Origin of the sequence: Streptomyces sp. NPDC002055 (assembly GCF_040296705.1) — a bacterium.
Lineage (GTDB): Bacteria > Actinomycetota > Actinomycetes > Streptomycetales > Streptomycetaceae > Streptomyces.
This window is the reverse complement of record NZ_JBEOXS010000007.1, coordinates 104,995-130,448: the sequence shown is the minus strand read 5'-3', so window position 1 is coordinate 130,448 and position 25,454 is coordinate 104,995. Positions and strand designations below refer to the sequence as shown.

Here is a 25,454-nt window from a genome sequence, read left to right as displayed (position 1 = left end):
TGACCCAGCGCTTAGCTATGGCCAAGGATCGCCGCCATGGTCAGATCCACGACGAAGCGCAGCCGGGTGAGACGGGCGGGCGAGAGCGCCTTCGGGCTGCTGCTGCTCGGCAGGAATCTGCTGATGGCGGCGGTCGCCCTGGTCATTCTGGTGGCGGGAGTCTGGACGTCGTGGGGGACGGCGCAGTACTCGATGCTGACGAAGGGCCGGGAGCTGGGCACGATGACCGTGGCCCGGTGCGGTGAGAAGTCGTGCACCGGCCCGTTCGTGGCGACGGGGCCCGGCGAGGACCGGCGGACGGTGTCGGTCGACGAGGCGGTCACGCACCGGGAGGGCGAGCGGCTGCTCGTCGCGGTGAAGCCGGGGACGGACGAGGTGGTGCGGACCGGCTGGGGCGGGGTGCTGCACGCCTGGGTGCCGCTGGCGGGCGCGCTGATGCTGGCGGCCGTGGTGGTGGCGGGGGGCTTGCGGATGCGCCGGACGGCGTGGGGGCTGGGTCTCGCGGGGGTGGCGCTGATGGGCGCGTCATTCGCGGTGCTCTGAGCGGACATCCCTGAGCGCTCTGAGCAGACATCCCTGGGCGCACGGCCCTGAGCGCCTGTCCCGGAGCGCCCATCCCTGAGCACACAAGCCCTGATCGCGCATCCCAGAGCGCATATGGCTGCACACGCTTCCCCCAGCGCCGGCCTCTCCGACCATGCCTCTCCGACCACGCGTCACCGATCGCCCGTCACCGGTCGCGCAGTGCTCCCGGCACGCATCAGGGGCCGGCCCACCCGGGCCGGCCCCTGATCCATGTCGCCCGGACGGCGCGTCAGCCGGTGTTGCGGAGGCCGGCCGCCACGCCGTTGACGGTGAGCAGCAGGGCGCGGGAGAGCAGCGGGTCGGGCTCCTCGCCACGCTCGGTCTCGCCGCGCTGCCGGTGCAGCAGGGAGACCTGGAGGTAGGAGATCGGGTCGAGGTAGGCGTCGCGGACCCGGAAGGTCTGCTGGAGCTCGGGCTGGGAGTCGAGGAGTTCCGTGCCGCCGGTGATGCGGAGGACTTCCTTGACGGTGAGCTCGTGCTCGGCCCGGATGACGTCGAAGACGTGCTTGAGGTCGTCGGGGACGAGGGTGTCGACGTAGTGCTGGGCGATCCGCAGATCGGTCTTGGCCAGGGTCATTTCGACGTTGGACAGGAAGTTGCGGAAGAAGTGCCAGTGCTGGTGCATCTCGTCGATGACGGTGTCCAGGCCGGCTTCCCGTGCGGCCTTGAGGCCCGATCCGACGCCGAACCAGCCGGGGACGATCTGCCGGGACTGGGTCCAGCCGAACACCCACGGGATGGCCCGCAGTCCGTCGAGTCCGGCGCCGCTGTCGGGGCGCCGGGAGGGCCGGGAGCCCAGGTGCAGGTCGGCGAGCTGGTCGACGGGGGTGGAGGCGAAGAAGTACGCGGGGAGGTCCGGGTCCTCGACGAGCCGGCGGTAGGCGTTGTGGGCGGCGTCGGAGACGGTGTCCATGGCCGCGTCCCAGCGGGTCAGCGCCTCGTCGGACTGGCGGGGCGCGGTGTGCAGCGCGGAGGCCTGGAGGGTGGCGGCGACGGTGAGTTCCAGGTTCTCCCGGGCCAGGGACGGCACGAGGTACTTGTCGGAGATGACCTCGCCCTGCTCGGTGACCTTGATCTCGCCGTCGAGGGTGCCCCACGGCTGGGCGAGGATCGCGTCGTGGGAGGGGCCGCCGCCGCGGCCGACGGTGCCGCCGCGGCCGTGGAAGAGGCGCAGCCGCACGCCGTAGCGGTGGGCGACGTCGCGGAGCCGGCGCTGGGCGCGGTGGATCTCCCACTGGGAGGTGGTGATGCCGCCGAACTTGGAGGAGTCGGAGTAGCCGAGCATCACTTCCTGGACGTCGCCGCGGAGGGCGACGAGCCGCCGGTAGGAGGGGTCGGCGAGCATCTCGTCGAGGATGCGGTCGGCTTCCTTGAGCTCGTCGGTGGTCTCCAGCAGCGGGACGATGCCGATCCTGGCCCAGCCGGCGTGGAGGTCGACGAGTCCGGCCTCGCGGGCGAGGACGGCGGCGGCGAAGACGTCGTCGGCGCCCTGGCACATGGAGATGATGTAGGACTCGACGACCTCGGGGCCGAACTGTTCGAGGGCTTCGCCGATGGTGGTGAACACGCCGAGGGTCTTGGCGCCGCCGGCGTCGAGCGGGGCGTGCTGCGGGGCGAGCGGGCGGCGGGAGCGGAGCTCCTTGGCGAGGAGCTTGCGCCGGTAGTCGCGCGGCATGTCGGCGTACCGCCAGGACTCCTCGCCGAGCCGGTCGAAGAGCTGACCGAGGGCGTGGTGGTGGGCGTCGGCGTGTTCGCGGACGTCCATGGTGGCGAGCTGGAGCCCGAAGGCGGCCAGGGTGCGGATGGTGCGGTCCATGCGGCCGTCGGCGAACAGCCCGCCACGGTGGGCGCGCAGGGATTCCTGGACGAGGGTGAGGTCGTCGAGGAGTTCGGCGGTGCCGAGGTAGTCGCGGCCGGCCTCGTGGGGGGTGCCCTTGGCGAGCCGTTCGCGGGTGTTGAGGAGCTTCTGCCGGATGCAGGTGACCTTGAGCCGGTAGGGCTCCTCGGAGTTGAGGCGCTTGTAGCGGGGGCTGATCTCGGGGAGCAGCTCCAGGTCGGTGCGGAGCGAGGTGGTGAGTTCCTCGGTGGCGCCGGTGTAGCGGATGGAGTTGGAGAGCAGGCCGCGGAGCTGGTCGACGAGTTCCAGTGCGTCGGTGATGCCGTGCTCGTGCTGGAGGATCAGCACCTCGCGGGTGACGGCGGGGGTGACGTTGGGGTTGCCGTCGCGGTCGCCGCCGATCCAGGTGCCGAAGGTGAGGGGGCGGGTGCCGGACGGCAGCTCGACGCCGACCCGGTCGAGCTCGGCGGCGAGGTCCTCGAGGACGTCGCCGACGGCTCCGGCGTGCAGCTCGTCGAGGTAGTAGATGGCGTTGCGGGCCTCGTCGGCCGGCTCGGGGCGGGCGACGCGCAGCTCGTCGGTCTGCCAGACGAGGTCGATGTTCTCGGCGAGGCGGAGGTCGGCGCGGCGGCGGTCGCCGCCGTCCGCGGGCTCCTCCAGCAGGGCGGCGATCCGGCGGAGCTTGTTGAGGACGCTGCGGCGGGCGGCCTCGGTGGGGTGTGCGGTGAAGACGGGGCGCACGGTGAGATGCGCCACGGTGGCCCGCAGGTGCTCGGGGTCGGCGTCCTTGAGCCGGTCGGCGGTGCGGGCGAGGAGGCTGCCCTCGGCGGCGCGGCGGGAGCGGAGCTCCTTGCCGCGGTGGACCTGCTCGGTCACGTTCGCGAGGTGGAAGTAGGTGGAGAACGCGCGTACGAGCTTGCCGGCGGTCTCCAGGTCGGTCTTCCCGAGCAGCTGCGCGGCGGCCTCACCGTCCGTACGGGTGAGGGCACGCACACGTTCGACGAGGTCGAGGAGTGCGGGGCCCTCCTGGCGCACGAGGGTTTCCCCGAGCAGGTCTCCCAGGCGGCGGATATCGGCTCGCAGCGCGGCGTTGTCGCTGGTCTCGGGGGTGATGTCGGCACTGCTCACAGGTGCGGCTCCTTGCAGGGGATGAGCATCTCTGGCGGGGTGCGGACCGCGCTGTCCGACGGTCACCAGGATAGGCGGCCGTTGCCACGCCGTTTCACAGCCCTCTTGCCCGTTCATCTGGCCCTGCCATACTTACGAAGCCGTAGGTTACGGTTCCGTAGCCAGATTCCGTTTCCATAGCCCGAGCATCCAGCCCGACGAGGGACGCCCGCATGACCACAAGCCCCGATGTGATCGACGACGCCCCGACGTCCGCCGACACCGACCTCGCCACGCTCGGCGGGGACAGCAAGAGATCGATCGAGCAGCTCGCCCTGCTGCTGTTCATCACGGTTCCGTTTGTGGCGCTCGTCGCCGCGGTTCCGCTGGCCTGGGGCTGGGGGGTGAGCTGGCTGGACCTGGGCCTGATGGTGTTCATGTACTACCTGGGGTGCCACGGGATCACGATCGGTTTCCACCGGTATTTCACCCACGGCTCCTTCAAGGCGAAGCGCCCGCTGCGGATCGCGCTGGCGATCGCCGGGTCGATGGCGGTCGAGGGACCGCTGGTGCGCTGGGTGGCCGATCACCGCAAGCACCACAAGTTCTCCGACGCCGAGGGCGACCCGCATTCGCCGTGGCGGTTCGGCGAGACGGTGCCCGCGCTGATGAAGGGCCTGTGGTGGGCCCACATCGCATGGATGTTCGACGAGGAGCAGACGCCGCAGCAGAAGTACGCCCCGGACCTGGTCAAGGACCCGATGATCCGCCGGATCTCCCGCCAGTTCGTCTACTGGACGGTGCTGTCGCTGGCCCTGCCGCCGCTGGTGGGCGGTCTGGTGACGTGGTCCTGGCAGGGCGCGCTCACCGCGTTCTTCTGGGGCTCGCTGGTGCGGGTCGCGCTGCTGCACCACGTGACGTGGTCGATCAACTCGATCTGCCACGCGGTCGGCAAGCGGCCGTTCAAGTCCCGGGACAAGTCGGGCAACGTCTGGTGGCTGGCCGTGCTGTCGTGCGGTGAGTCGTGGCACAACCTGCACCACGCGGACCCGACCTCGGCCCGGCACGGCGTGATGCGCGGGCAGATCGACTCCAGCGCCCGGATCATCCGCTGGTGCGAGAAGCTGGGCTGGGCGTACGACGTCCGCTGGCCGAGCGCCGAGCGCATCGACTCCCGCCGCAAGACCGCCCCGGGCAAGGCCGAGGACGCGAAGGCGGCATGATTGACGGCGTGGCGATCGACAGCAGCAGTGAGAAGGACCGGGCCTCCGCCTCCGGAGGCCGCCGCGCCCGCCGGGTGCGGATGACCGGCAAGGAGCGCCGGGAGCAGCTGCTGGACATCGGCCGCACGCTCTTCGCCGAGAAGGGCTTCGAGGGCACGTCGGTGGAGGAGATCGCGGCCAAGGCCGGGGTGTCCAAGCCGGTGGTCTACGAGCACTTCGGCGGCAAGGAGGGGCTGTACGCCGTCGTGGTGGACCGCGAGATGCGGCAGCTGCTGGACATGGTGACCGGGGCGCTGACCGCGGGCCATCCCCGGGAGCTGCTGGAACAGGCGGCGTTCGCGCTGCTGGACTACATCGAGACCTACACGGACGGCTTCCGCATTCTGGTGCGGGATTCCCCGGTCGCCCAGTCCACGGGCACCTTCGCCTCCCTGATCAGCGATATCGCCACGCAGGTCGAGGACATTCTGGGGCTGGAGTTCAAGGCCCGGGGCTTCGAGCCGAAGCTGGCGCCGCTGTACGCGCAGGCGCTGGTCGGCATGGTGGCGCTGACCGGCCAGTGGTGGCTGGATGTGCGGAAGCCGAAGAAGGCCGAGGTGGCGGCGCATCTGGTGAATCTGGCCTGGCACGGTCTGGACGGCCTGGAGCCCAAGCCCCGGCTCGTCGGTCACCGGCGGAACTGAGGCGGCACCGGAAGCCGGGGCGCGAGCGGCTAGGGCCGCGCCTGTCCGGCTTCCCGCAACGGCTGCACCGCCGGTAGCGACTGCACCGCGCCGGCGGCGGACCGGCAACCGCCGCGGGCGGCGAGCACCGGCGGTTCCGGGGTCCCGGTCATCGCGAGAGCCCCGGCGCGGAAGGCGCGGAGCCGGCCCTCGGCTCCGGGCGGCGCGGCCGGACGGACGGGGTCGGCCGGACGGACGGGGTCGGCCGGACGGACGGGGTCGGCCGGACGGACGGGGTCGGTCGGACGGGGTCGACGGCGCTGACCATCAGGCGATCCTCCGGGCGACGGCGAAGATCCGCCGGAAGGGGAAGACCGTGCCGTGCGGGCCGGGCGGGTAGGCCTTGCGGAGCAGGTCGCGGTACTGGCCGAGGAATTCCTCGCGGGCCGGGCCGTCGTCGGCGAGGACGGTGAGCACCGGCCGCAGGGCGGTGCCCTTCACCCAGTCCAGGACGGGGTCCTCGCCCTGGAGCAGCTGGATGTAGGTGGTCTCCCAGGCGTCGGCGTCGAAGCCGAGGTCGGTGAGCCGGGTCAGGTACTCCCAGGGTTCCAGGACGTGGACGAAGCGCCGTCCGTGGCTGCCGAGCCGGTCCCGCCACTGAGGGGTGTCGCAGAGCTCGCCGAGCAGCGCGTGGCTGGGGGAGACGAAGTTGCCGGGGACCTGGAAGGCGAGGACGCCGCCGGGGGCGAGGGCGTCGGCCCAGGCGGGGAAGGACTCGGTGTGCCGGGGGACCCACTGGAGGGCGGCGTTGGAGACGATCAGGTCGTACGGCTCCTCGGGAGCCCAGCAGGCGGCGTCGGCGGCGCGGAAGTCGAGGCTGCCGCCGCCCGGGGTGGGGCCTGCGTACCGGGCGGCCTGGGCGAGCATTTCGGCGGAGTTGTCGAGGCCGGTGATGCGGGCGTCGGGCCAGCGGTCGGCGAGCAGCGTGGTGACGTTGCCGGGGCCGCAGCCGAGGTCGGCGATGCGGGCCGGACGGTTGCCGGACGGCAGCTCGGGTATGCGGTGGAGCAGGTCGTGGAACGGGCGGGTCCGATGGCCGGAGTGGCGCAGGTACTGATCCGGGTCCCATACGGGTTCTGGCACAGGTGTTGCCCCCTTGCTGAGCGGACGGGCCGGAAGCGGAATCGCTTCACGCGCCGACGATGCCCATACGTTGACCAGAATATCTCTTGACGTCAAGAGACTTCACGTCGACAGACCTACTACACTGATCGCCATGGAGGACGAGGTCGATCGGCTGGTCGCGGCGTGGCGCCGGGAGCGCCCTGATCTCGACGTGGAACCCCTGGAGGTGCTGAGCCGGGTGAGCCGGCTCGCGCGGCACCTCGACCGGGCCCGTCGGCTGGCGTTCGCCGAGCACGGCCTGGAGCCCTGGGAGTTCGACGTGCTCACCGCACTGCGCCGGGCCGGGACCCCGTACCAGCTCTCACCGGGGCAGCTGCTCACCCAGACCCTGGTCACCTCCGGCACCATGACCAACCGCATCGACCGGCTCGCCAAGAAGGGCCTGGTCGAGCGGCTGCCGGACCCCAGCGACCGGCGCGGTGTGCTGGTCCGGCTGACCGCGGAGGGGCAGGACCGCGCCGACCGCTCGCTGGCCGGGCTGCTCGACCAGGAACGGGCCATCCTCGCCCGGCTGTCCCGCGGTGAGCAGGGCGAACTGGCCGGGCTGCTACGCCAGTTGACCGCCCCGTTCGACAACGTCCCCGGCTAGGTCGACCGGTCCCACGCCGGCCCGACGGGCCAGGGCCACCGCCGCGAGGGTGGAGTGCACCCCGAGCTTGCCCAGCACGTTCTGCATATGGGTGCGGACCGTGTGCGGGGAGAGGAAGAGGCGCTCGGCCACGGCCTTCCGGCCCAGCCCGGCCACCATGCAGCGCAGCACCTCGCGCTCCCGCGGGGTCAGCGACTCCACCAGCCGCTCGCTCTCCGTCCGGTGCTTGCGGGCCGCGGTCAACTCCCGCAGCACACCGGTGAGCAGGGCCGGCGGCAGATGCGTCTCCTCCCGCAGCACCCCGCGGATGACGGAGAGCAGCCGGGACAGCGAGCAGTCCTTGGCGACCCAGCCGGAGGCACCGGCCTGGAGGGCCGCGGCGGCGCGGCGCGGGTCGTCGCGCTCGGCGATGACCACGGTGCGCACTCCCGGCTGGCCCGAACGGACCCCGGCGACCAGCGATATCCCGTCCACCGCGCCCTCGCCGACGGCCTCGGGCACCGTGCCGAAGGCTCCGCGGCCGTCCGGGGGTGGGACGGCGCCGAGGTCGGCGTCGACCAGCAGGACGTCGAACCGGCGCCCCTCCGAGGCCGCGCGGTCCAGACAGCGCAGCGCGGCGGGACCGCTGCCGGCCGCCGACACCTCCACATCCGACTCGGCCGCCAGCGCCGCGGCGAGCGACTCGGCGAAGATGCGGTGGTCGTCCACCACCAGGACCCGGATCCGTGACATAAAGCCCCCCATGTCTCGGGGTGACGGGCAGAGTGGGTACGGCGCACGGAACGGAGAACCACATGGGTCGCACGGCCGCCGCCGTGCTGTGACTGCCCCGCCCCGGGCGCCGTACCGACTGTCTCGCCCCCTGAACAGCACCGGCCCCCACCGGTGCTGAGCATCAGAGTACGGCGGCTCCGGTGCGAGGGAAGGCGATTGGGAAAACTGTTTGCGCTGGCCGCCCCGGGTGAGCCGGATGCCCGGCCCCGGGTCGCCGCCGGCCGGCGCCCGCCGGACGCCGGTCCCGGAACGACCGGGCGCGACGGATACGGGTCTCTCCCCCGGCGTCAGGCCGCCGGACGTCAGGCCAGGCGGCGGGCGCCCGCCGAGGGCACGGCCGGGAAGATCCGCGGGGCCCGGAGCCCCGCGGCGGCGAAGGACTCGGTGACGGCCGCGGCGACGGCGTCCGCCTCGGCCTCCGTGACCAGGACGACGGCCGAACCGCCGAAGCCACCACCGGTCATCCGGGCGCCCAGCGCGCCCGCCGCGTTCGCCGTCTCGACCACCAGGTCCAGTTCGGCGCAGGAGACCTCGAAGTCGTCGCGCAGCGAGGCGTGTCCGGCGGTGAGCACCGGCCCGATGGAGCGGGTGTCCCCCGCGTCCAGCAGGCCGATGACCTGCTGCACGCGCGCGTTCTCGGTCACCACATGACGGACGTAGCGGCGCACGGTGGGGTCGTGCAGGTCCGCCAGGGACTCGTCCAAGTGCTCCGGTGCAACGTCCCGTAGGGCGTGCACGCCCAGCGCACGCGCCCCCTCTTCACAGCCCTCGCGCCGCTGGGCATACGCCCCGTCGCCGAGTTCGTGCTGCACCCGGGTGTCGACGACGAGCAGCCGCAGGCCCTCGGCGGCGAGGTCGAAGGGGACCTGCCGCTGGGAGAGGTCGCGGGTGTCCAGGTACAGGGCGTGGCCCGCGGTGCAGCAGGCGGCGGCCGTCTGGTCCATGATCCCGACGGGCACGCCGACGAAGACGTTCTCCGCGCGCTGGCAGAGCCGGGCCAGCTGCCAGGGCTTCAGGCCCAGTTCGAACAGGTCGTTGCAGGCGAGGGCGGTGACGACCTCCAGGGCCGCGGAGGAGGACAGCCCGGCGCCGGTGGGCACCGTGGATTCGAGGTGCAGGTCCAGGCCGGTGACCGGGTGGCCCGCGTCGCGCAGCGCCCACACCACGCCGGCCGGGTAGCCGGCCCAGTCCTTGCGCCCGCCGGGGGTGAGTTCGTCGGCGCGGAGCTCCACGACGCCGCCGGGCACGTCGGCCGAGTGCAGCCGCAGGAGTCCGTCGGTGCGCCGGGAGACGGCGGCGACGGCGGTGCGGGGCAGGGCGAGCGGCAGCACGAACCCGTCGTTGAAGTCGGTGTACTCACCGATGAGGTTCACCCGCCCGGGAGCGGCCCACACCCCCTCGGGGGCGGCGCCGTACAGCTCCCGGAACGTGGCCGGCTCCCGGAACGCGGCGGCGAGCAGGTCGGTCACGCTTCGTTCTCCCGCTTCTGCGCGAAGGTCCACGCGTCGGCGACGATGGCCGCGAGGTCGGCGCGGCCCGGCTGCCAGCCGAGGAGGGCGCGGGCCCGGTCGGCGGAGGCGACGAGGACGGCCGGGTCCCCGCCGCGGCGGGGGGCGACGACCTCGGGGATCGGGTGGCCGGTGACGCGGCGGACGGTCTCGACGACCTCGCGGACGGAGAAGCCGTTGCCGTTGCCGAGGTTGCAGATCAGGTGCTCGCCGGGGCGGGCGGCGTCCAGCGCGAGGAGGTGGGCCTCGGCGAGGTCCGCGACGTGGATGTAGTCGCGGACGCAGGTCCCGTCGGCGGTCGGGTAGTCGTCGCCGAAGACGGAGATGGCCTCCCGCCGGCCCTGGGCGACCTGGAGGACGAGCGGGATCAGGTGCGACTCGGGGTCGTGCCGCTCGCCGTACTCGCCGTACGCGCCGGCGACGTTGAAGTAGCGCAGCGAGACGGCCGCCAGGCCGTGTGCGGCGCACTCGCCGCCGATCATGTGGTCGACGGCGAGCTTGGAGGCGCCGTAGGGGTTGGTCGGCGCGGTGACGGCGTCCTCGCGGATGGGGGTGGTGTCGGGCTCGCCGTAGGTGGCGGCGGTGGAGGAGAAGACGAGGGTGCGGACGCCGGCCTCCCGCATCGCGGCGATCAGCTCGGTGGTGCCGCCGACGTTGTTCCGCCAGTACTTCTCCGGGTTCACCACGGACTCCCCGACCTGCGAGAAGGCCGCGAAGTGCAGGACGCCGTCGTAGGAGGCGTCGAGCCGGGCCGTGCCGTCCGGGGCGGTCAGGTCCTGGACGCGCCCCTCGATGAACTCGGCGTCCGCCGGAACCGCCGCGCGGTGGCCGGTGGACAGGTCGTCCAGCACGGTGACCTGGTGGCCCGCCTCCAGCAGATGCGCCGCGACGACGCTGCCGACATAGCCGGCGCCCCCGGTGACCAGGTACTTCCTCTGCCGTTCCGGCTGCTCGCCCTGCTGCCCGTTGCTCACTGGTTCGCTACCTCTCGCAGTCGCTCGGCCGCGGCCTCCGGCGGCACATCGTTGATGAACACATTCATGCCGGATTCGGAACCCGCGAGAAACTTCAGCTTGCCGGAAGTGCGGCGAATGGTGAAAAGCTCGAGGTGGAGTGCGAAGTCCGCGCGGTCCACGCCCCGGCCCTCCCAGCCGCCGAACGGCGCCTGGTGCCAGGCCGAGATGTAGGGGGTCGGCGGTTCGCCCGCGCCGAAGATCCGGTCGAAGCGCCGCAACAGTTCCAGGTAGAGCTGTGGAAACTCTGTGCGCGCGGCGTCGTCCAGCGCGAGCAGGTCCGGCACCCGGCGCCGGGGGTAGAGGTGCACCTCGTACGGCCAGTGGGCGGCCCGGGGCACGAACGCCGTCCAGTGCTCCCCCTCCAGCACGATCCGCCGGCCGTCGGCGCGCTCGTCCGCCACCACGTCGTCGAAGAGGTTCCGGCCGGTGCGCTCCCGGTGCGCGGCGAGGGAGCGCAGCATCAGCTCGGTGCGGGGCGTGGTGAAGGGATAGGCGTAGATCTGGCCGTGCGGGTGGCCGAGGGTGACCCCGATCTCCGCGCCGCGGTTCTCGAAGCAGAAGACCTGCTCGACGGCGGGCCGTCGGGACAGTGCGGCGGTGCGGTCGGTCCAGGCGTCGAGGACGAGACCGGCCCGCTCCTCGGTGAGGTCGGCGAAGGAGGCGCGGTGGTCGGGGGTGAAGCAGACGACCTCGCAGCGGCCGGAGTCGCCGGCCAGGGAGGGGAAGCGGTTCTCGAAGACCGCGACGTCGTAGTCGTCGGCGGGGATCTCGCTGTCCCGGCCCGGGCGGGACGGGCAGAGCGGGCAGGCGTCAGCCGGGGGGTGGTAGGTGCGGGTCTGCCGGTGCGAGGCGATGACGACCCGGTCGCCGAGGAGCGGGTCGTGGCGGACCTCGGAGGCGGTGGCGACCTCGGGGAGCGGCCTGCGGTCGGGGGTGTCACGCACCGCGTCGTCGCGGAGGTCGTAGTAGATGAGCTCACGGCCGTCCGCGAGCCGGGTCGCCGTCTTCTTCATCCGAGGCCCCTTCGGCCACACCTTGCCAACATAAACAAACACAGTTAATCACAAGCCAACAGCCGGACCAATGCCGTGCGGCAGCCCTGCGGCCGCCCCGGGCAAAGCCCCGCATAGGGTGCGCGATCATCACGGACGAACAACAGGTCCCATCAGAACCGTTCACGTTCGGACCGCATGGGCGTACGTTTCTGTTCGTTCCGGTCCCGGCCTGCGGGCTGCGGCCGACGGGCGTCCCGTCCTCCCGAAGAGAGTGATCCATGGACCATCTGGCCGCAGGGCTCCGGCTCCCCACCAACGCGCTCGACTACACCATCCTCGGCATCTACTTCGCCGTCGTGCTCGGCGTCGGATTCGCCGCCCGGAGAAGCGTGCGGACGAGCCTCGACTTCTTCCTCTCCGGGCGGTCCCTCCCCGCCTGGGTCACCGGTCTCGCGTTCGTCGCCGCCAACCTCGGCGCCCTGGAGATCCTGGGCATGGCGGCGAACGGCGCCCAGTACGGCGCCTACACCGTGCACTGGTACTGGGTCGGCGCCATCCCGGCGATGGTCTTCCTCGGCCTGGTGATGATGCCCTTCTACTACGGCTCGAAGGTGCGGTCCGTCCCGGAGTTCCTGCTGCACCGCTTCGGAACGTCCTCCTACCTGCTCAGCTCGGTCATCTTCTCCGTGGCGTCCGTGCTGGTCGCGGGCGTCAACCTGTACGCGATGGCGATCGTGATCGAGGCGCTGATCGGCTGGCCGCAGTGGGTGGCGATCGTCGTGGCCGGCTTCTTCGTCCTGGCCTACATCACCCTCGGCGGGCTCTCCTCCGCCATCTACAACGAAGTGCTGCAGTTCTTCGTGATCCTCGCGGCGCTCATCCCGCTCACCGTCGTCGGCCTCAAGCGGGTCGGCGGCTGGGACGGGCTCACCGACAAGCTCACCGGCGCGCACGGGGACGACTTCATCAGCGCCTGGGACGGCACGGGCATCGGCTCGTCCAACCCGCTGGGCGCCAACTGGCTCACCATCGTGCTCGGTCTCGGCTTCTGCCTGAGCTTCGGCTACTGGACGACCAACTTCGCCGAGGTGCAGCGCGCGCTCTCCGCCAAGAACCTCTCCGCCGCCAAGCGCACCCCGCTCATCGCCGCGTTCCCCAAGATCTTCATTCCGCTGATCGTGGTCCTGCCCGGCCTGATCGCCCTGGTCATGGAGCCGGACCTGGGCAAGGAGGGCAGCGGGCTGGAGTACAACGACGCGATCCCGGTGCTCATGCGCGACCTGCTGCCGAACGGTGTGCTGGGCGTCGCCGTGACCGGTCTGCTGGCCGCCTTCATGGCCGGCATGGCGGCCAACGTGTCGTCGTTCAACACGGTGTTCACCAACGACATCTGGGCCGCGTACATCGTGCGGGGCCGGGAGGACCGGTACTACCTGGCGACCGGGCGCGTGGTGACGGCGGTCGGCGTGCTCGGCGGCATGGGCACCGCGTTCATCGCCTCCTCGTTCAGCAACATCATGAACTACCTGCAGACGCTGTTCTCGTTCTTCAACGTGCCGCTGTTCTGCGTCTTCATCATCGGCATGTTCTGGAAGCGGGCCACCGCCGCGGCCGGGTTCTGGGGGCTGCTCACCGGCACCGTCGCCGCGATGATCAACTACTTCTGGCTCTACAAGGAGGGTGTCATCGACCTCCCCAGCGACCAGGGGGCCAACTTCGTCTCCGCGATCGTGGCGTTCGTGGTCGGCGGCGTGGTGATGGTCGGGGTGTCCCTGTTCACGAAGCCCAAGCCGGTGGAGTCGCTGGCCGGCCTGGTGTACGGCACCACCTCGCCCGGTATGGCGGAGCCCCCGGCGGCGGGCGACGAGGCCTGGTACCGCAAGCCCGCGCTGCTGGGCTGGGGCGCGATCGTCCTCGCCGCCCTCTGCTATGTCCCGTTCTCCTTCTGAGGCCGAGGTAACCACACCATGAGCGAGTACCAGTACCAGCAGCAGGTCGAGGAGCTCGAGCAGAAGTCCGCGACCGCGGCCCGGCTCTTCGACGTGCGGCGCATCATCGGCGGACTGTTCGTCGTCTACGGCGTCATCATCACCGTCGCCGGCATCACCGCCTCCGAGGCGGACCTGAAGAAGGCCGAGGACATCAACATCAACCTCTGGACGGGCCTGTCGATGCTCGCCCTGGGGCTGGCGTTCCTGCTCTGGCTGAAGCTGCGGCCCGCGGTGCCTCCGCCGCCGCTGCCGGAGGCCGAGGAACAGGAGGCGCCGTAGCGGAGCGGCCCGGTGCGGGGCGGTCCGGGGCAGCGGGGGCCGGCGCGGCCCGGGGCGGAGCGGTCCGGAGCAGTGCGGCGCGGGGCCGGCGCGGGGCCGGTGCGGCGCGGGGCCCGGCGGTCGGTCCGGCGGTCAGTCCGGCCGGGGGCCCGCCGGTGCGCCGGCCCGCTCCAGCAGGCCGGTGCGGGCGGCGAGCGCCGCCGCCTCCAGCCGGGAGCCGACCCCCAGCTTCATCAGCACCCGCTGCACATGGGTCCGGGCGGTGCTCGACGCGATGCCCATCCCGGCCGCGATCAGCCGGGTGTCCTCGCCCTCCGCGACCCGCACCAGCACCTCGACCTCGCGGGGGGTGAGCATCTCCAGCAGCCGCGCCGCCTCGTCGTCCGGCTGCACCGCCGGGTTGAGGAGCTCGGCGAAGGCGCCCTGGAGCAGCTGCGGGGCGACGGCCGCCTCCCCCGCGCGGGCCTTGACCATCGCACGCTCGACGCCCTCGATCCGCTCGTCGTGCCGGACGTAGCCGGACGCGCCGGCGGCGAACGCCGCGGCGATCCCCCGCGAGCTGGTCACCGGCCCCAGCACCACCACGGCGACCTGCGGCCGCTCCCGCTTGATCCGGACCACCGGATCGAACGCCCCCGGGTCGGCCGGCGCCGCCGTCCCCAGCAGGCACACCTCCGGCGCCCTGCTGACCACCAGCTCGGCCGCCCCCGCACACGGCGCCGCCGCGGCCAGCACCCGGTGGCCTCTTAACTTCAGAGCCGAGGCCAGTGCCTCGGCGAGCAGCCGGTGGTCGTCGACCACCATGAGCCGTACGCCCATGAGCTCTCCCCCCAATCCCCCGAAGCCCCTGGGCCTCGTGTCCCCGGAAGCTACACGCTCGGCCGGAGCCACGTGCCCGATACCGGGGAGAAGCCTCACCGAATGCCGAAATCCCTGCTCTTCAGGGCCGATAGGGGCCGGAACCGGACCGGCCCCGCCCGTACCCGGAGGCACGGACGGGGCCGGCGGAGCACCGCGGCGACGGCTACGGGGCGCCGAACACCAGCCCCGCGTACTCCTTCTGACCGGGCAGCGGCTCCCGGTCGGAGGCGTACTTCTGGGTCATGTACAGCCGGTTGCCCTCGTAGACGAACGTCTGGTTGTCGGGCGAGTAGGCGCTCTCCGTCCGGGCCTCGGACTTCGGCATCTTCAGCAGCACCGACACGTCGTACGAGTCCGGGTCGATGCTCACGACCTGGCCGCCCTTGTCGAAGGTGGGCTTCACGTAGGCGATGACGCTGCCGTCGTCGTCCGTCCGCAGCGGCTGCATGGTGCGCTGGTCGCCCGCGGAGGCCTTGCCCGTGGACTTGCCGCTGTCCAGCCCGAATCCGACGATCTCGTTCGTCCGCCCGTACTCGGCCTGCCCCTGGTGCTCGCCGGTCGGCAGGTACAGGGAGTCCTTGCTCACGGTCACCAGCCGGCAGCCTTCGACCTCGGCGCCCCGGCAGCTGGGGGCGTACTCCCCGTTGCGCGTCCCGATCTTGCTGCGCAGCTTGCCCGCCTTGCCGCTGTCGTCGATCGCCAGGAAGTGCGAGACGGCGCTTCCGGTGTCGTCACCGGCGTTGATGCCGATGACCAGCGGATCGGTGGACACCACAAAGACGCCGTCGATGCCGCTGGGCAGCTTGTAGACCGAGGTCGGCGCGCCGGTGGCGGGGTTGAGCGACTGGACCTCCATATTGGGCTTGCTGTAGTCGCCGCAGCGCCGCACCGCGACCAGCCTGGTGCCGCCGCCGTAACCGTCGTCGTCGCAGTCGGAGTCGGCCTTGGGCTGCCAGAGCCGCTTGCCGCCGAGGCTCCAGGCGGCGCCGCCGCTGGTACCGCCGGCAGCGACCGTGCCGCCTCCGACGGTCACCTGGGCGAAGCGGACCTTTTCGTCAGCGACCTTGACCGACTTCTGCCAGACCTTCGTGCCCTTCTTCAGGTCGAACACCCCGACCTCGGTGCAGCCCTGGTGCACCGTCTTCTTGGTGACCTTGGCCCCCTGGAAGAGGACCGCCACCTTGCCGTCCGCGGTGATGTGCGGCGACGCCCAGCAGATCGAACCGTCCAGCGGGATCCGCCACTTGTCGTCGGTGCCGGTGACGTCGTAGCCGACGATCTTGTCGACGTCGCCCTTGGCGAAGACCGTGTCGGTGACCCAGAGGCCGTCGGTCGTCACCTGCTCCTCGACCTCGGGCCGGGGGAGCTTGGCGAGCAGTTCGGCCTCGACGGCGGGGCCGGGCTTGCCACCGCCCGAACCGCCGCTCTCGCCGCCGCTGCCGCCGGAGGAGGTGCCGGCCTCGTGCTTGGGGTCGTCGTCACCGCCGGCGGCCACGAACACCCCACCGACGACCAGCAGCAGCACGGCGACGACCGCGCCGACCACGAGGAACAGCGTGCGGCGGGAACCACCGGACTGCGGCGGCACACCGCCGCCCGCGAACTGCGCCGGGGGCGGGTACATGCCGTACGCCTGCTGACCGTAGGGCTGCTGCGGCGGCTGGCCGTACGGCTGCTGGGGGTTGGGCTGCTGACCGTACGGCTGCTGCGCGTACGGCTGTTGGGGCTGCTGGCCGTAGGGCTGGGGAGCCGGGTAGCCGTAGGCGGGCTGACCGGGCTGACCGGGCTGGCCGGGCTGCTGCGGAGCCGGGTATCCGTACGCCGGCTGGCCGGGCGCGCCGAAGCCACCGCCCTGCTGCGGAGCCGAGGGCGGCGGGCCCTGCGGCGGCGCGGGGGGCGGTCCCTGCGGCGGCTGCGGAGGCGGCGGGGTCTGGGGTGCCGGGGCCTGGGGGGCCGGGCCTTGAGGTGCGGGGCCCTGGGGCGCCGGGCCCTGGGGTGCGCTCTGCGGCGGCTGGGCCTGCGGCTGCTCGGGGCTCTCCGGCCTCTTCTCCAGCCGGGGGCTCGCCGGCGCGGGGCTCTGCGGGGAGCCGTCCCCGGGCCCACCGCTCGGCGGCTGCTGCGGGTACCCGTAGGCAGGATCCTGGGGAGCACCGAAGCCGCCCTGCGGCGGATTCGGCGGCTGGGGCGGCTGTGACATCAGCTTTCCTCTTTTGCGCGGGTACACCACCCGACCGGTCTCCCCCGCGATCCTGGCCGGTTTTCGACCGTGCCAGGATGGAGCGAATCGGGCATGCATCCCCGCCGGTCAAACGGCAGTCGAGCGGGGCTTCTTTGTATCACCCGGCTCCGACAGGCACGGCCTCGTCCCGAAGCCATGGGACGGCTGAGACCCGCCCGTGACGCTGCCGTTGCGCGGTCCCCGGACCGGCGGAGCGGTCCGGGGAGGCGGTGCGAGGACCGCGAAGGAGCCCGACAGATCAGACGTCTTCGGCCATTTCCAGCCAGCGCATCTCCAGCTCGTCCCGCTCCGACGCCAGTTCCCTGAGCTCGGCGTCGAGCTTCGCCACCCGCTCGAAGTCCGTGGCGTCCTCGGCGATCTGCGCGTGGAGCTTGGCCTCCTGGTCGCCGATGCGGTCCAGGCGGCGCTCGATGCGCTGGAGTTCCTTCTTCGCGGCACGGGTGTCGCCCGCCGGCTTCGGCTTCTCGGCGGCGGGTGCCGCGGGCGCCGGGGCCGCGGCCTCGGCCACCTGCCGGCGGCGCTCCAGGTACTCGTCGAGTCCGCGCGGCAGCATCCGCAGCGTCGCGTCGCCGAGCAGGGCGAACACCCGGTCCGTGGTCCGCTCGATGAAGTAGCGGTCGTGCGAGATGACGATCAGCGAGCCCGGCCAGCCGTCGAGGAGGTCCTCCAGCTGGGTCAGGGTCTCGATGTCGAGGTCGTTGGTGGGCTCGTCGAGGAAGAGGACGTTCGGCTCGTCCATCAGCAGCCGGAGGATCTGCAGCCGCCGCCGCTCACCGCCCGACAGGTCCCCCACCGGGGTCCACTGCTTCTCCTTGGCGAAGCCGAACTTCTCGCACAGCTGCGAGGCCGACATCTCCCGGCCCTTGCCGAGGTCGACGCGGCTGCGCACCGCCTCGACGGCCTCCAGGACCCGCCAGGTGGGGTCGAGTTCGGCGACCTCCTGCGAGAGGTGGGCGAGCTTGACGGTGCGGCCGACGGTGACCCGGCCGGCCGCGGGCTGGGCCTCGCCGGCCGTGCGGGCCGCCTCGGTCATGGTGCGCAGCAGCGAGGTCTTGCCCGCGCCGTTCACCCCGACCAGGCCGATGCGGTCGCCGGGGCCGAGCTGCCAGGTGAGGTGCTTGAGCAGCAGCTTGGGGCCCGCCTGGACGGTGACGTTCTCCAGGTCGAAGACGGTCTTGCCGAGCCGGGAGTTGGCAAACTTCATCAGCTCCGCCGAATCCCGGGGCGGCGGCACGTCCGCGATCAGTTCGTTGGCGGCCTCGATGCGGAAGCGCGGCTTGCTGGTGCGGGCCGGGGCGCCGCGGCGCAGCCAGGCGAGCTCCTTGCGCATCAGGTTCTGCCGCTTGGCCTCCTCGGTCGCGGCGATGCGCTCCCGCTCGGCGCGGGCGAAGACGTAGTCGGAGTAGCCGCCCTCGTACTCGTGGACGGCGCCGCGCTGGACGTCCCACATCCGGGTGCAGACCTGGTCCAGGAACCAGCGGTCGTGGGTGACGACCACCAGCGCGGAGCGCCGGGCCCGCAGGTGCTCGGCGAGCCAGGAGATGCCCTCGACGTCGAGGTGGTTGGTGGGCTCGTCGAGGACGATCAGGTCCTGTTCCTCGATGAGCAGCTTGGCGAGGGCGATGCGGCGCCGCTCGCCGCCGGAGAGCGGCCCGATGACGGTGTCCAGGCCCTCGGGGAAGGCCGGCAGGTCCAGGCCGCCGAAGAGGCCGGTGAGGATGTCGCGGATCCGGGCGTCGCCGGCCCACTCGTGGTCGGCCAGGTCGCCGATGACCTCGTGCCGGACGGTGGCGGCCGGGTCGAGGGAGTCGTGCTGGGTGAGGACGCCGAGCCGCGTTCCGCCGGAGTGGGTGACGCGGCCGGTGTCCGGGGACTCCAGCTTGGCGAGCACCCGGATGAGCGTGGTCTTGCCGTCGCCGTTGCGGCCGACGACGCCGATCCGGTCGCCCTCGCTGACGCCGAGGGAGATGCCGTCGAGGAGTGCACGGGTGCCGTACACCTTGCCGACGGCTTCCAGATTGACGAGATTCGTGGCCATTCCGCTCCTGATCTTGCGCCTGCGCCGACGCTGCGGCTGATCGGCCTTCCAGAGTAGTCGCCGCGCCGGGCGGCCCGTGCCGCGCCTGCCCTCGGGCGCCGGTCCCCGGCCCCGGGTCTGAGGACGCGACTCTCGCCGGGCCTGCTCACGTGCCCTGCTCACAGCCCTGCTCACGGGCCGTGCTCACGGGCTCTGCTCACGGGCCGTGCTCGCGTGCCCCCTGCTCCCGGCGCGTGGGGGCAGGGGCCGCCGGCAGGTGGTCAGCGGCCGGGGCCGCGCCGTCCCTCGCCCGCGCCGCGGCCCGCGGTCTCGACGAGGAGCCAGCCGGCGAGGCACATCGCCACGGCCGCCGGAGCGGAGATGTCCACCGCCACCAGCAGCGCCGTACGGCCCTCAAGCAGGCCGCCGAAACCCACCATGGACAGCCCCAGCACCCCGAAGAGACAGAGGGTGACGCCGAGGGCCGCGGCGGGTCCGGAGGCACGACGGGAGGCACGACGGGAGGCCGCGGCGGTGTTCTTCCCGGTGGGCGCGGAGGCAGGGTCCACGGACGCCGGATCCGGCGACGGCGAGGTTGCGGACGGGTCCGCGGGCGCCGGCCTGCCGGCGGGACGCGCGGCCGCCGGGCGCTCGAACCGGCGGAAGGCCGCGACCAGCAGCGCCGTCACACCGGCCGCCGCGGCGAGCCGGAGCGGCGCCTGGGCCCACCACCCGGACGTCGCGGGCGCGGGGAACGGCAGGCCGAGGGCGAGCAGCGCCCCGTAGACGCCCAGCATGGCGGTGAGGTGCCACAGGAACGCGGTCATCGCGACCCCGTTCGCCGCGATCACCCCGCGCCACACACGGGGACGGGCCAGCAGCCGGGCGGCGGGAGCGCGCAGCAGCTCGACCGCGCCGGTGAGCCACAGGCCGTGGCAGAGGAGGGCGAGGGTGGGCGGCGCCATGTTGCTGACCTTCTCGCCGGGCATGCCGACCATGGACAGCGGATACGGCCCGAAGGCCACGAGCGCCACCGCCCCCGCCGGCCCGGCCCCGGCCAGGGCGGCGGGCACCCGCAGCCCGGACGCGGCGAACCGGCCGTCGGCGCGCAGGAAGCCCAGCTGGTGGACGGCGAGCCAGACGAAGGCGAAGTTGAGGAACTCCACGTAGGGCACGCCGAACGCGAACCGCGCCACGTCGACCGCCGCGGCGGCGGCGCCCAGACCGGCCGCCGCGCCCCAGCCGTACCGGTCGTGGAGCCTCAGCAGCGGCGGGGTGAACGCCACCATGGCGAGGTAGATGCCGATGAACCAGAGCGGCTGGGCGACGAGCCGGGCGGCGACGTCGGACAGCGGACCGTCCCCGCCGAGGAGTTGGACGGCGAGCGCCCCCGCGGCCCAGACCGCGACGAAGACCATGGTGGGCCGCAGCAGCCGCTGCAACCGGGCCCGCAGAAAGGCCGCGTACACCGACCGGCCGGGCTCGGTGCGGCGTTGCAGCGAACGGTGGGAGAGGGCGTGCGAGAAGCCGCCGACGAAGAAGAACACCGGCATGATCTGGAGCAGCCAGGTGAGCGGCTGCAGGGCGGGCACGACGGCCAGCAGATTGCCGACCTCGGCACGGCCGTCCGCGTCGACGGAGACCGCCGCCATCAGCCAGTGGCCGAGGACCACGGTGCCGAGCGATCCGGCCCGCAGCAGGTCGATGTACCGGTCCCGGGCGGCGGGTGTGGCCGCGGCGAGGTCGCTGACGCTGGGGTGCATGCAGCCACCGTCGCGGTCCGGTGCCACCGGCCGGCACGGCGGTGGTACTCAAATCCGGTCCCGGCGGCCTGAGTACGCGTACCCAGACGGTCCGGGCGCACGGCGGCACGGACGGGCGCCGGGCCGGGTCAGGGCGCCGGCCGGGGCAGGGTCAGGGGCAAGGGCGAGGGCAAGGGCAAGGGCAAGGGCAGGATGGCCGGATCAGGTCAGGACGTCGGCTCGGCTGAGGACGCCGGTCCGGACTCGGGGCCGAAGACCCCGGCGCTGGCGGCCGTGTAGGCGGCCTCGGCGCTGGTGCGGGCGAGCCGTTCGTCGATCGGGCGCCGGTTGATCAGCAGCCGGTAGTAGAACGGCGCACTCAGCGCGGCGATGACGTCCGTGGCGTCGGTGTCCGGGGCGAGTTCGCCGCGGTCGATCGCATGGCCGACGATCTGCGTGACCGTCTCGGTACGGGCGGCGAAGGCGCCGTGGACGACCTCCGCGACGCTCGGGTCGTAGGCGGCGGCCGCGACGATCGCCTCGATGAGGTTGCGGTTGCGCGGGGCCGCGTGGAACCCGGCGATCGCCTGGGCCAGTTCGTGCAGGTCCTGGCGGAGGTCCCCGGTGTCGGGGGTCGCGATGGTGGTGCTGTGCTGGGCGAGCAGGTCGGCGACGACCCCCTCGACGGAGCGCCAGCGCCGCCGGATGGTCGAGACGTGGACCCCGGAGCGCCGGGCGAGTTTGTCCAGGGAGAGCGCGCCGAACCCGCCGTCGTCGAGCTCCTCGAAGGCAGCGGCCAGTACGGCCGCGCGGGTCCGGGCCGTCCGCCCGCCGGGGCGGGCCGAACCGTGCGGCGGTCGCTCGGTCATCGTCTCGTACCGGGGTCGCGGTGCCATGCCTGCTCGATGCACATGCCGCTCAATGTACTGCGCGCCGGAGATGTGTACGGAACGCCGGATCGCGCCACCGGCGGAGATCGCCCCTGGGACGGTGTCCGTCGAGCCCCCCGTAGCCCGACGGACACCGGTCCGCGCCCGTGCACGGGCGCCGTCCGCTCCGGCGGCTCCGCGCCCCGCCGGGGGGCATGGCGGGGCGGCCGTGCGGTGAACGTCGTTCAGGATGCCGGGATCGCGGCGGGAAGTCGTGAGCGCTGCGTGCACGGTTTCTTGGCAATGCGTGCTCGCGGAGGGAGGGAAGGAAGCGGCCCTCCGGATCCAGCGGCCACAACGGACGGGTGCCCGGGCCTCCTCTCCCCGGCCACAACGCACGCATGCCCGGGGAGGAAACGCCCGGCCGGTGCGGCGGGCGTTTCCTGGCGCGTGTCCCCGGGCAGGCCCTGCCGGGGACACGGGCAGGCCCTGCCCCCGCCCCGAACGCAGGCGCCCTACAGCAGCGTCGCCCCCGCCGCCGGGCTCGTGGCCACCCGCGCCGAGCGGCAGGTGCCCGACGCCAGCAGCCCCTCCGCGACCGCCCGGGCCGCCTGCTCGTCCCGGGTCAGGAAGGCGCAGGTGGGGCCGGATCCGGAGACGAGGGAGGCCAGCGCCCCGGCCTTCGTACCGGCGGCGAGGGTGTCGGCCAGGGAGGGCCGCAGCGAGACCGCCGCGGCCTGGAGGTCGTTGCTGGAGCCGCCCCCGGGCGCCGTCGGCAGGCCCCCGGTGCTCAGCGCGGACGCCAGCGTCGCGAGGTCGCCCTCGGCGAGGGCGTCCAGCAGGGCCGGGGAGGGTTCCGGGTCCGGGACCTGGTCGACGCCCGCGCCGTGCCCCTCCGCCGCGCGCAGCCGGTCGCACTCCCGGTAGACGGCCGGGGTCGAGAGCCCGCCGTCGGCGACGGCGAAGACCCAGTGGAACGTTCCGCCGACGTCGAGCGGGGTGAGCAGTTCGCCCCGGCCGCGCCCCAGCGCCGCCCCGCCGACCAGGCTGAACGGCACATCGCTGCCCAGTTCGGCGCAGATGTCGAGGAGTTCGGCGCGGGAGGCGCCGGTCCCCCACAGGGCGTCGCACGCCAGCAGCGCGCCCGCGCCGTCGGCGCTGCCGCCCGCCATGCCGCCGGCGACCGGAATGTCCTTGGTGATGTGGAGGTGCACATCCGGCGCGATGCCGTGGCGCGCGGCGAGCAACTCGGCCGCCCGGGCCGCCAGGTTCGTCCGGTCCAGCGGCACCTGTCCGGCGTCCGGACCGGACACGGTGATCCGCAACGCCTCGGCCGGGGTGGCGGTGACCTCGTCGTACAGCCCGACGGCGAGGAAGACGTTGGCCAGGTCGTGGAAGCCGTCCGGGCGGAGCCCGCCCACCGCCAGCTGGACGTTGACCTTGGCGGGCACCCGCACGGTCACGGAACGGTTCACAGTCCGGCTCCCTTGATCTCCGCCTTGCTCTCCGCGATGCGGGCGAACTCCTCCACGGTCAGCATCTCCCCGCGCGCCTGCGGCGAGACGCCCGCCGCGACCAGCGCCACTTCGGCGGCGGCCGCGGACCCGGCCCAGCCGGCGAGGGCGGCCCGCAGGGTCTTGCGCCGCTGGGCGAACGCCGCGTCGACGACCGCGAAGACCTCCTGCCGGGTGGCCGTGGTGTTCGGCGGCTCGGCGCGGCGCACCAGGGAGACCAGGCCGGAGTCGACGTTCGGCGCGGGCCAGAAGACATTGCGCCCGATGGCGCCGGCCCGCTTCACCTGCGCGTACCAGTTGGCCTTGACCGAGGGCACCCCGTAGACCTTGGAGCCGGGGGTGGCGGCGAGCCGGTCGGCGACCTCCGCCTGCACCATGACGAGCGTCCGCTCGATGGTGGGGAAGGTCGCCAGCATGTGCAGCAGCACGGGAACGGCGACGTTGTAGGGCAGGTTGGCGACGAGCGCGGTCGGCGGGGGGCCGGGCAGCTCGGCGACGTGCATCGCGTCGGAGTGCACCAGGGCGAAGCGGTCCGCCCGCTCCGGCAGGCGCGCCGCGACGGTGGCCGGAAGCGCCTCGGCCAGGACGTCGTCGATCTCGACCGCCGTGACCCGGTCCGCGGTCTCCAGCAGCGCCAGGGTCAGGGAACCGAGCCCCGGCCCGACCTCGACGACCACGTCGTCCGGCCGGACCTCCGCGGTGCGGACGATGCGGCGGACGGTGTTGGCGTCGATGACGAAGTTCTGTCCGCGCTGCTTGGTGGGCCGCACGCCGAGGGCGGCGGCGAGTTCGCGGATGTCGGCGGGGCCCAGGAGGGGGCCGGACTCGTCGGGGGTGGGGCTGGTGCTCACCGGTGAAGCTTACGGCCGCAGTGCGGCCAGGGACTCGCCCCCCGTTGCACATACAGCTTCTTCGCCCGGTATGTCTGCTCTGCGGGGGAAGCGTCCTGGGGGCGGCCCCGGCCGCCCAGCGCCTGCCAGGTGCGGAGGTCGAACTGGTACAGCCCGCCGTACGTCCCCGACGGGTCCACCGCCCGGGGCCGCCCGCCCGACTCGCAGCGGGCCACGGCCGCCCAGTTCAGCCCGTCCGCCCCGGTGACCCGCGCCGGCCGGGCGGCCGTGCCGACCCGCACCACTTCGTCCACCGGCCTGCGGACCACCTCGGTCCGGAGCTTCTTCGGCTTCTGCTCGGCCCCGTTGACGGTGCGCACCTCGTAGTGGACCCGTTTGACGCCCTGCCGGCCCTGCCGTTCCACGACCTCGGTGCCGGTGAAGAGGGACGGGTCGGGGCGTTCGACCCGGCGGTAGGGGATCGGCTGTTCGCGCTGCTCGGTGCCGCGGGTGACGCGCAGCACCGAGACCGTCTGCCCGTCCCGGGGGAAGCTGCCCGGCGGTGCGGAGGTGACGTCCTCGCCGCGCAGCGCGATGCCCGCCTGCTCGACGGCCTCCCGGACGGTGGCCGCGTTGGTGCGGACGGTGTGCTCGCGGCCGTCGGCGAGGAGGGTGAGCGTGCGCTCGGTGCGGACGTGCAGGGTGAGCCCTGCACGGGCGATGGCCGAGTGGCGGGAGGCGGAGAGGTAGGCGCCCTGGGCGCGCACTCCGAGCTGCTGGAGCGCGCCGTCGACGGTGCGGGCGGTGGTCCAGATGCGGCGACTGCGGCCGTCGAGGGTGAGGGTGACGGGCCGCCCGTAGCGGACGACGACCTGGTCACCGGCGGTCAGCTCCTCCCCCGGCGCGGGCGCGACGATGTCGTGGGGGCCGTGCGGGACCCCCTCGTCGGCCAGCAGTTCCCGCACGTCGCCCGCGAAGGTGTGCAGGGTGCGGGGCCGGCCCTCGACGGTGAGCTCGACCGTCTTGTCGTGGGCGACGAAGACGGCGGTGCCGCCCGCGAGGAAGGCGACGACGAGGGCCTGCGGCACCAGCCGGCGCAGCGTCTCGGGGCGCTCGGCGGCGCGCCGGCGGCGGGCGGCGAGCCGGGCGGCGGCCCGGCCTCCGACGGCGCCGGCGGGGACGGAACCCGCGGGGACGGCACCTGCGGAGACGGCACCGGCCGGGCGGCCCACCGGCGGGTACGGCCGGGGGATCCGGCCGGCCCCCGGCTCCGGCGGCCCCTCGGGCGGCCCGCCGCGGGAGAGCGGCCCCTCGGCCGGTCCGCCGCGGGAGAGCGGCCCCTCGGCCGGTCCGCCGCGGGAGGCGGACGGGGGATGCGGGACGGGCCGCTGCCGGGGCGGCGGCCCGGCGGGGCCGGGAACCGGCGGAGCGGGCGGGGGCTTGGGCAGCGGGACGGAAGCGCCGGAGGTCTCCCGCGGCCCGTAGGCGCCCGGGGACGGGGTGCGGCCGCGCCGGCCGCCGCGCGCGGCCCGGTGGCTGCCCGGTGGATTCCTCACGAGGCTCCCTCCCCGGCTGCCGCGGGGAGGTGTCCCCGGATGTCAGTGTCGGGCCGGGACTGTAGCGGAGGTTTC

At 73.3% G+C, this 25,454-nt stretch carries 20 protein-coding genes; 6 read left to right on the top strand and 14 right to left on the bottom strand.

Annotated elements, in window-relative coordinates:
- Positions 1-36: 36 nt before the first annotated feature.
- Positions 37-543, top strand: a complete 507-nt coding sequence (locus ABT112_RS06125; protein ID WP_351506060.1) for a hypothetical protein — start codon at positions 37-39, stop codon at positions 541-543.
- Positions 544-814: 271 nt separating this feature from the next.
- Here the strand turns inward: ABT112_RS06125 and ppc are convergent, their stop codons facing one another.
- On the bottom strand, positions 815-3,550 hold the full coding sequence (gene ppc / locus ABT112_RS06120; protein ID WP_351506058.1) for a phosphoenolpyruvate carboxylase: 2,736 nt from the start codon (positions 3,548-3,550) through the stop codon (positions 815-817).
- Positions 3,551-3,762: 212 nt separating this feature from the next.
- Between ppc and ABT112_RS06115 the strand changes: the two genes are divergently transcribed.
- Together ABT112_RS06115 and ABT112_RS06110 are read left to right on the top strand one after the other, a co-directional pair.
- On the top strand, positions 3,763-4,752 hold the full coding sequence (locus ABT112_RS06115) for an acyl-CoA desaturase (RefSeq protein WP_351506056.1): 990 nt from the start codon (positions 3,763-3,765) through the stop codon (positions 4,750-4,752).
- A complete protein-coding gene (locus ABT112_RS06110; protein WP_351506054.1) occupies positions 4,749-5,435 on the top strand; it encodes a TetR family transcriptional regulator in 687 nt (228 codons plus the stop codon). The genes ABT112_RS06115 and ABT112_RS06110 overlap by 4 nt, the downstream gene beginning before the upstream one ends.
- Before the next feature lie 306 nt (positions 5,436-5,741).
- Here the strand turns inward: ABT112_RS06110 and ABT112_RS06100 are convergent, their stop codons facing one another.
- Positions 5,742-6,557 carry a trans-aconitate 2-methyltransferase gene (locus tag ABT112_RS06100; RefSeq protein ID WP_351506052.1) on the bottom strand — a complete coding sequence of 272 codons (816 nt, stop codon included), beginning with the start codon at positions 6,555-6,557 and terminating at the stop codon, positions 5,742-5,744.
- Positions 6,558-6,690: 133 nt separating this feature from the next.
- On the opposite strand from ABT112_RS06100, the gene ABT112_RS06095 reads away from it, so the two are divergent.
- The gene (locus tag ABT112_RS06095; RefSeq protein WP_351506050.1) at positions 6,691-7,188 is read left to right on the top strand and encodes a MarR family winged helix-turn-helix transcriptional regulator; all 498 of its coding nucleotides are present in this window, start codon (positions 6,691-6,693) and stop codon (positions 7,186-7,188) included.
- Here ABT112_RS06095 and ABT112_RS06090 read toward each other — a convergent pair.
- The 4 genes from ABT112_RS06090 to galT all read right to left on the bottom strand — a co-directional run bounded on the left by ABT112_RS06090 (position 7,147) and on the right by galT (position 11,499).
- Entirely contained in the window at positions 7,147-7,920 is a 774-nt protein-coding gene (locus tag ABT112_RS06090) for a LuxR C-terminal-related transcriptional regulator (RefSeq protein ID WP_351506047.1), read from the bottom strand. The genes ABT112_RS06095 and ABT112_RS06090 overlap by 42 nt on opposite strands.
- A gap of 344 nt (positions 7,921-8,264) precedes the next feature.
- Complete coding sequence (galK, locus tag ABT112_RS06085) at positions 8,265-9,422, bottom strand: galactokinase (RefSeq protein ID WP_351506176.1); 1,158 nt, start codon at positions 9,420-9,422, stop codon at positions 8,265-8,267.
- Between the two features lie 5 nt (positions 9,423-9,427).
- The gene (gene galE, locus ABT112_RS06080) at positions 9,428-10,444 is read right to left on the bottom strand and encodes a UDP-glucose 4-epimerase GalE (protein WP_351506045.1); all 1,017 of its coding nucleotides are present in this window, start codon (positions 10,442-10,444) and stop codon (positions 9,428-9,430) included.
- Positions 10,441-11,499: a galactose-1-phosphate uridylyltransferase gene (galT, locus tag ABT112_RS06075; RefSeq protein ID WP_351506043.1), complete on the bottom strand. Its 1,059-nt coding sequence runs from the start codon at positions 11,497-11,499 to the stop codon at positions 10,441-10,443. Before galT ends, galE begins: the two co-directional genes overlap by 4 nt.
- Before the next feature lie 260 nt (positions 11,500-11,759).
- Between galT and ABT112_RS06070 the strand changes: the two genes are divergently transcribed.
- Positions 11,760-13,430 carry a sodium:solute symporter family protein gene (locus ABT112_RS06070; protein ID WP_351506041.1) on the top strand — a complete coding sequence of 557 codons (1,671 nt, stop codon included), beginning with the start codon at positions 11,760-11,762 and terminating at the stop codon, positions 13,428-13,430.
- 18 nt (positions 13,431-13,448) lie between these two features.
- Positions 13,449-13,751, top strand: coding sequence for a hypothetical protein (locus tag ABT112_RS06065; RefSeq protein WP_351506039.1), 303 nt, complete (start codon positions 13,449-13,451; stop codon positions 13,749-13,751).
- 132 nt (positions 13,752-13,883) lie between these two features.
- Here the strand turns inward: ABT112_RS06065 and ABT112_RS06060 are convergent, their stop codons facing one another.
- The 8 genes from ABT112_RS06060 to ABT112_RS06025 all read right to left on the bottom strand — a co-directional run bounded on the left by ABT112_RS06060 (position 13,884) and on the right by ABT112_RS06025 (position 25,271).
- Positions 13,884-14,570, bottom strand: coding sequence for a helix-turn-helix transcriptional regulator (locus tag ABT112_RS06060; RefSeq protein ID WP_351506037.1), 687 nt, complete (start codon positions 14,568-14,570; stop codon positions 13,884-13,886).
- A 205-nt stretch (positions 14,571-14,775) separates the two neighbouring features.
- Positions 14,776-16,809: a hypothetical protein gene (locus ABT112_RS06055; protein WP_351506035.1), complete on the bottom strand. Its 2,034-nt coding sequence runs from the start codon at positions 16,807-16,809 to the stop codon at positions 14,776-14,778.
- A 280-nt stretch (positions 16,810-17,089) separates the two neighbouring features.
- Positions 17,090-18,889, bottom strand: coding sequence for an ABC-F family ATP-binding cassette domain-containing protein (locus ABT112_RS06050; protein ID WP_351506034.1), 1,800 nt, complete (start codon positions 18,887-18,889; stop codon positions 17,090-17,092).
- Between the two features lie 260 nt (positions 18,890-19,149).
- On the bottom strand, positions 19,150-20,631 hold the full coding sequence (locus tag ABT112_RS06045) for an acyltransferase family protein (RefSeq protein WP_351506032.1): 1,482 nt from the start codon (positions 20,629-20,631) through the stop codon (positions 19,150-19,152).
- A gap of 206 nt (positions 20,632-20,837) precedes the next feature.
- Positions 20,838-21,506 (bottom strand): TetR/AcrR family transcriptional regulator, encoded by a 669-nt coding sequence (locus ABT112_RS06040; RefSeq protein ID WP_351506030.1) that lies wholly within the window; start codon positions 21,504-21,506, stop codon positions 20,838-20,840.
- Between the two features lie 488 nt (positions 21,507-21,994).
- Positions 21,995-22,954, bottom strand: a complete 960-nt coding sequence (locus ABT112_RS06035; RefSeq protein ID WP_351506029.1) for a 4-(cytidine 5'-diphospho)-2-C-methyl-D-erythritol kinase — start codon at positions 22,952-22,954, stop codon at positions 21,995-21,997.
- Positions 22,951-23,844: a 16S rRNA (adenine(1518)-N(6)/adenine(1519)-N(6))-dimethyltransferase RsmA gene (gene rsmA / locus ABT112_RS06030; RefSeq protein ID WP_351506027.1), complete on the bottom strand. Its 894-nt coding sequence runs from the start codon at positions 23,842-23,844 to the stop codon at positions 22,951-22,953. Before rsmA ends, ABT112_RS06035 begins: the two co-directional genes overlap by 4 nt.
- Complete coding sequence (locus ABT112_RS06025; protein WP_502975257.1) at positions 23,841-25,271, bottom strand: resuscitation-promoting factor; 1,431 nt, start codon at positions 25,269-25,271, stop codon at positions 23,841-23,843. The genes rsmA and ABT112_RS06025 overlap by 4 nt, the downstream gene beginning before the upstream one ends.
- Positions 25,272-25,454: the final 183 nt, after the last annotated feature.

Bases quoted from the DNA above. Each gene is read 5' to 3' on its own strand.
- ABT112_RS06125 (WP_351506060.1), top strand. From the start codon at position 37: ATGGTCAGATCCACGACGAAGCGCAGCCGGGTGAGACGGGCGGGCGAG.
- ABT112_RS06115 (WP_351506056.1), top strand. From the start codon at position 3,763: ATGACCACAAGCCCCGATGTGATCGACGACGCCCCGACGTCCGCCGAC.
- ABT112_RS06110 (WP_351506054.1), top strand. From the start codon at position 4,749: ATGATTGACGGCGTGGCGATCGACAGCAGCAGTGAGAAGGACCGGGCC.
- ABT112_RS06095 (WP_351506050.1), top strand. From the start codon at position 6,691: ATGGAGGACGAGGTCGATCGGCTGGTCGCGGCGTGGCGCCGGGAGCGC.
- ABT112_RS06090 (WP_351506047.1), bottom strand. From the start codon at position 7,920: ATGTCACGGATCCGGGTCCTGGTGGTGGACGACCACCGCATCTTCGCC.
- galT (WP_351506043.1), bottom strand. From the start codon at position 11,499: ATGAAGAAGACGGCGACCCGGCTCGCGGACGGCCGTGAGCTCATCTAC.
- ABT112_RS06070 (WP_351506041.1), top strand. From the start codon at position 11,760: ATGGACCATCTGGCCGCAGGGCTCCGGCTCCCCACCAACGCGCTCGAC.
- ABT112_RS06065 (WP_351506039.1), top strand. From the start codon at position 13,449: ATGAGCGAGTACCAGTACCAGCAGCAGGTCGAGGAGCTCGAGCAGAAG.
- ABT112_RS06060 (WP_351506037.1), bottom strand. From the start codon at position 14,570: ATGGGCGTACGGCTCATGGTGGTCGACGACCACCGGCTGCTCGCCGAG.
- ABT112_RS06055 (WP_351506035.1), bottom strand. From the start codon at position 16,809: ATGTCACAGCCGCCCCAGCCGCCGAATCCGCCGCAGGGCGGCTTCGGT.
- ABT112_RS06050 (WP_351506034.1), bottom strand. From the start codon at position 18,889: ATGGCCACGAATCTCGTCAATCTGGAAGCCGTCGGCAAGGTGTACGGC.
- ABT112_RS06045 (WP_351506032.1), bottom strand. From the start codon at position 20,631: ATGCACCCCAGCGTCAGCGACCTCGCCGCGGCCACACCCGCCGCCCGG.
- ABT112_RS06040 (WP_351506030.1), bottom strand. From the start codon at position 21,506: ATGGCACCGCGACCCCGGTACGAGACGATGACCGAGCGACCGCCGCAC.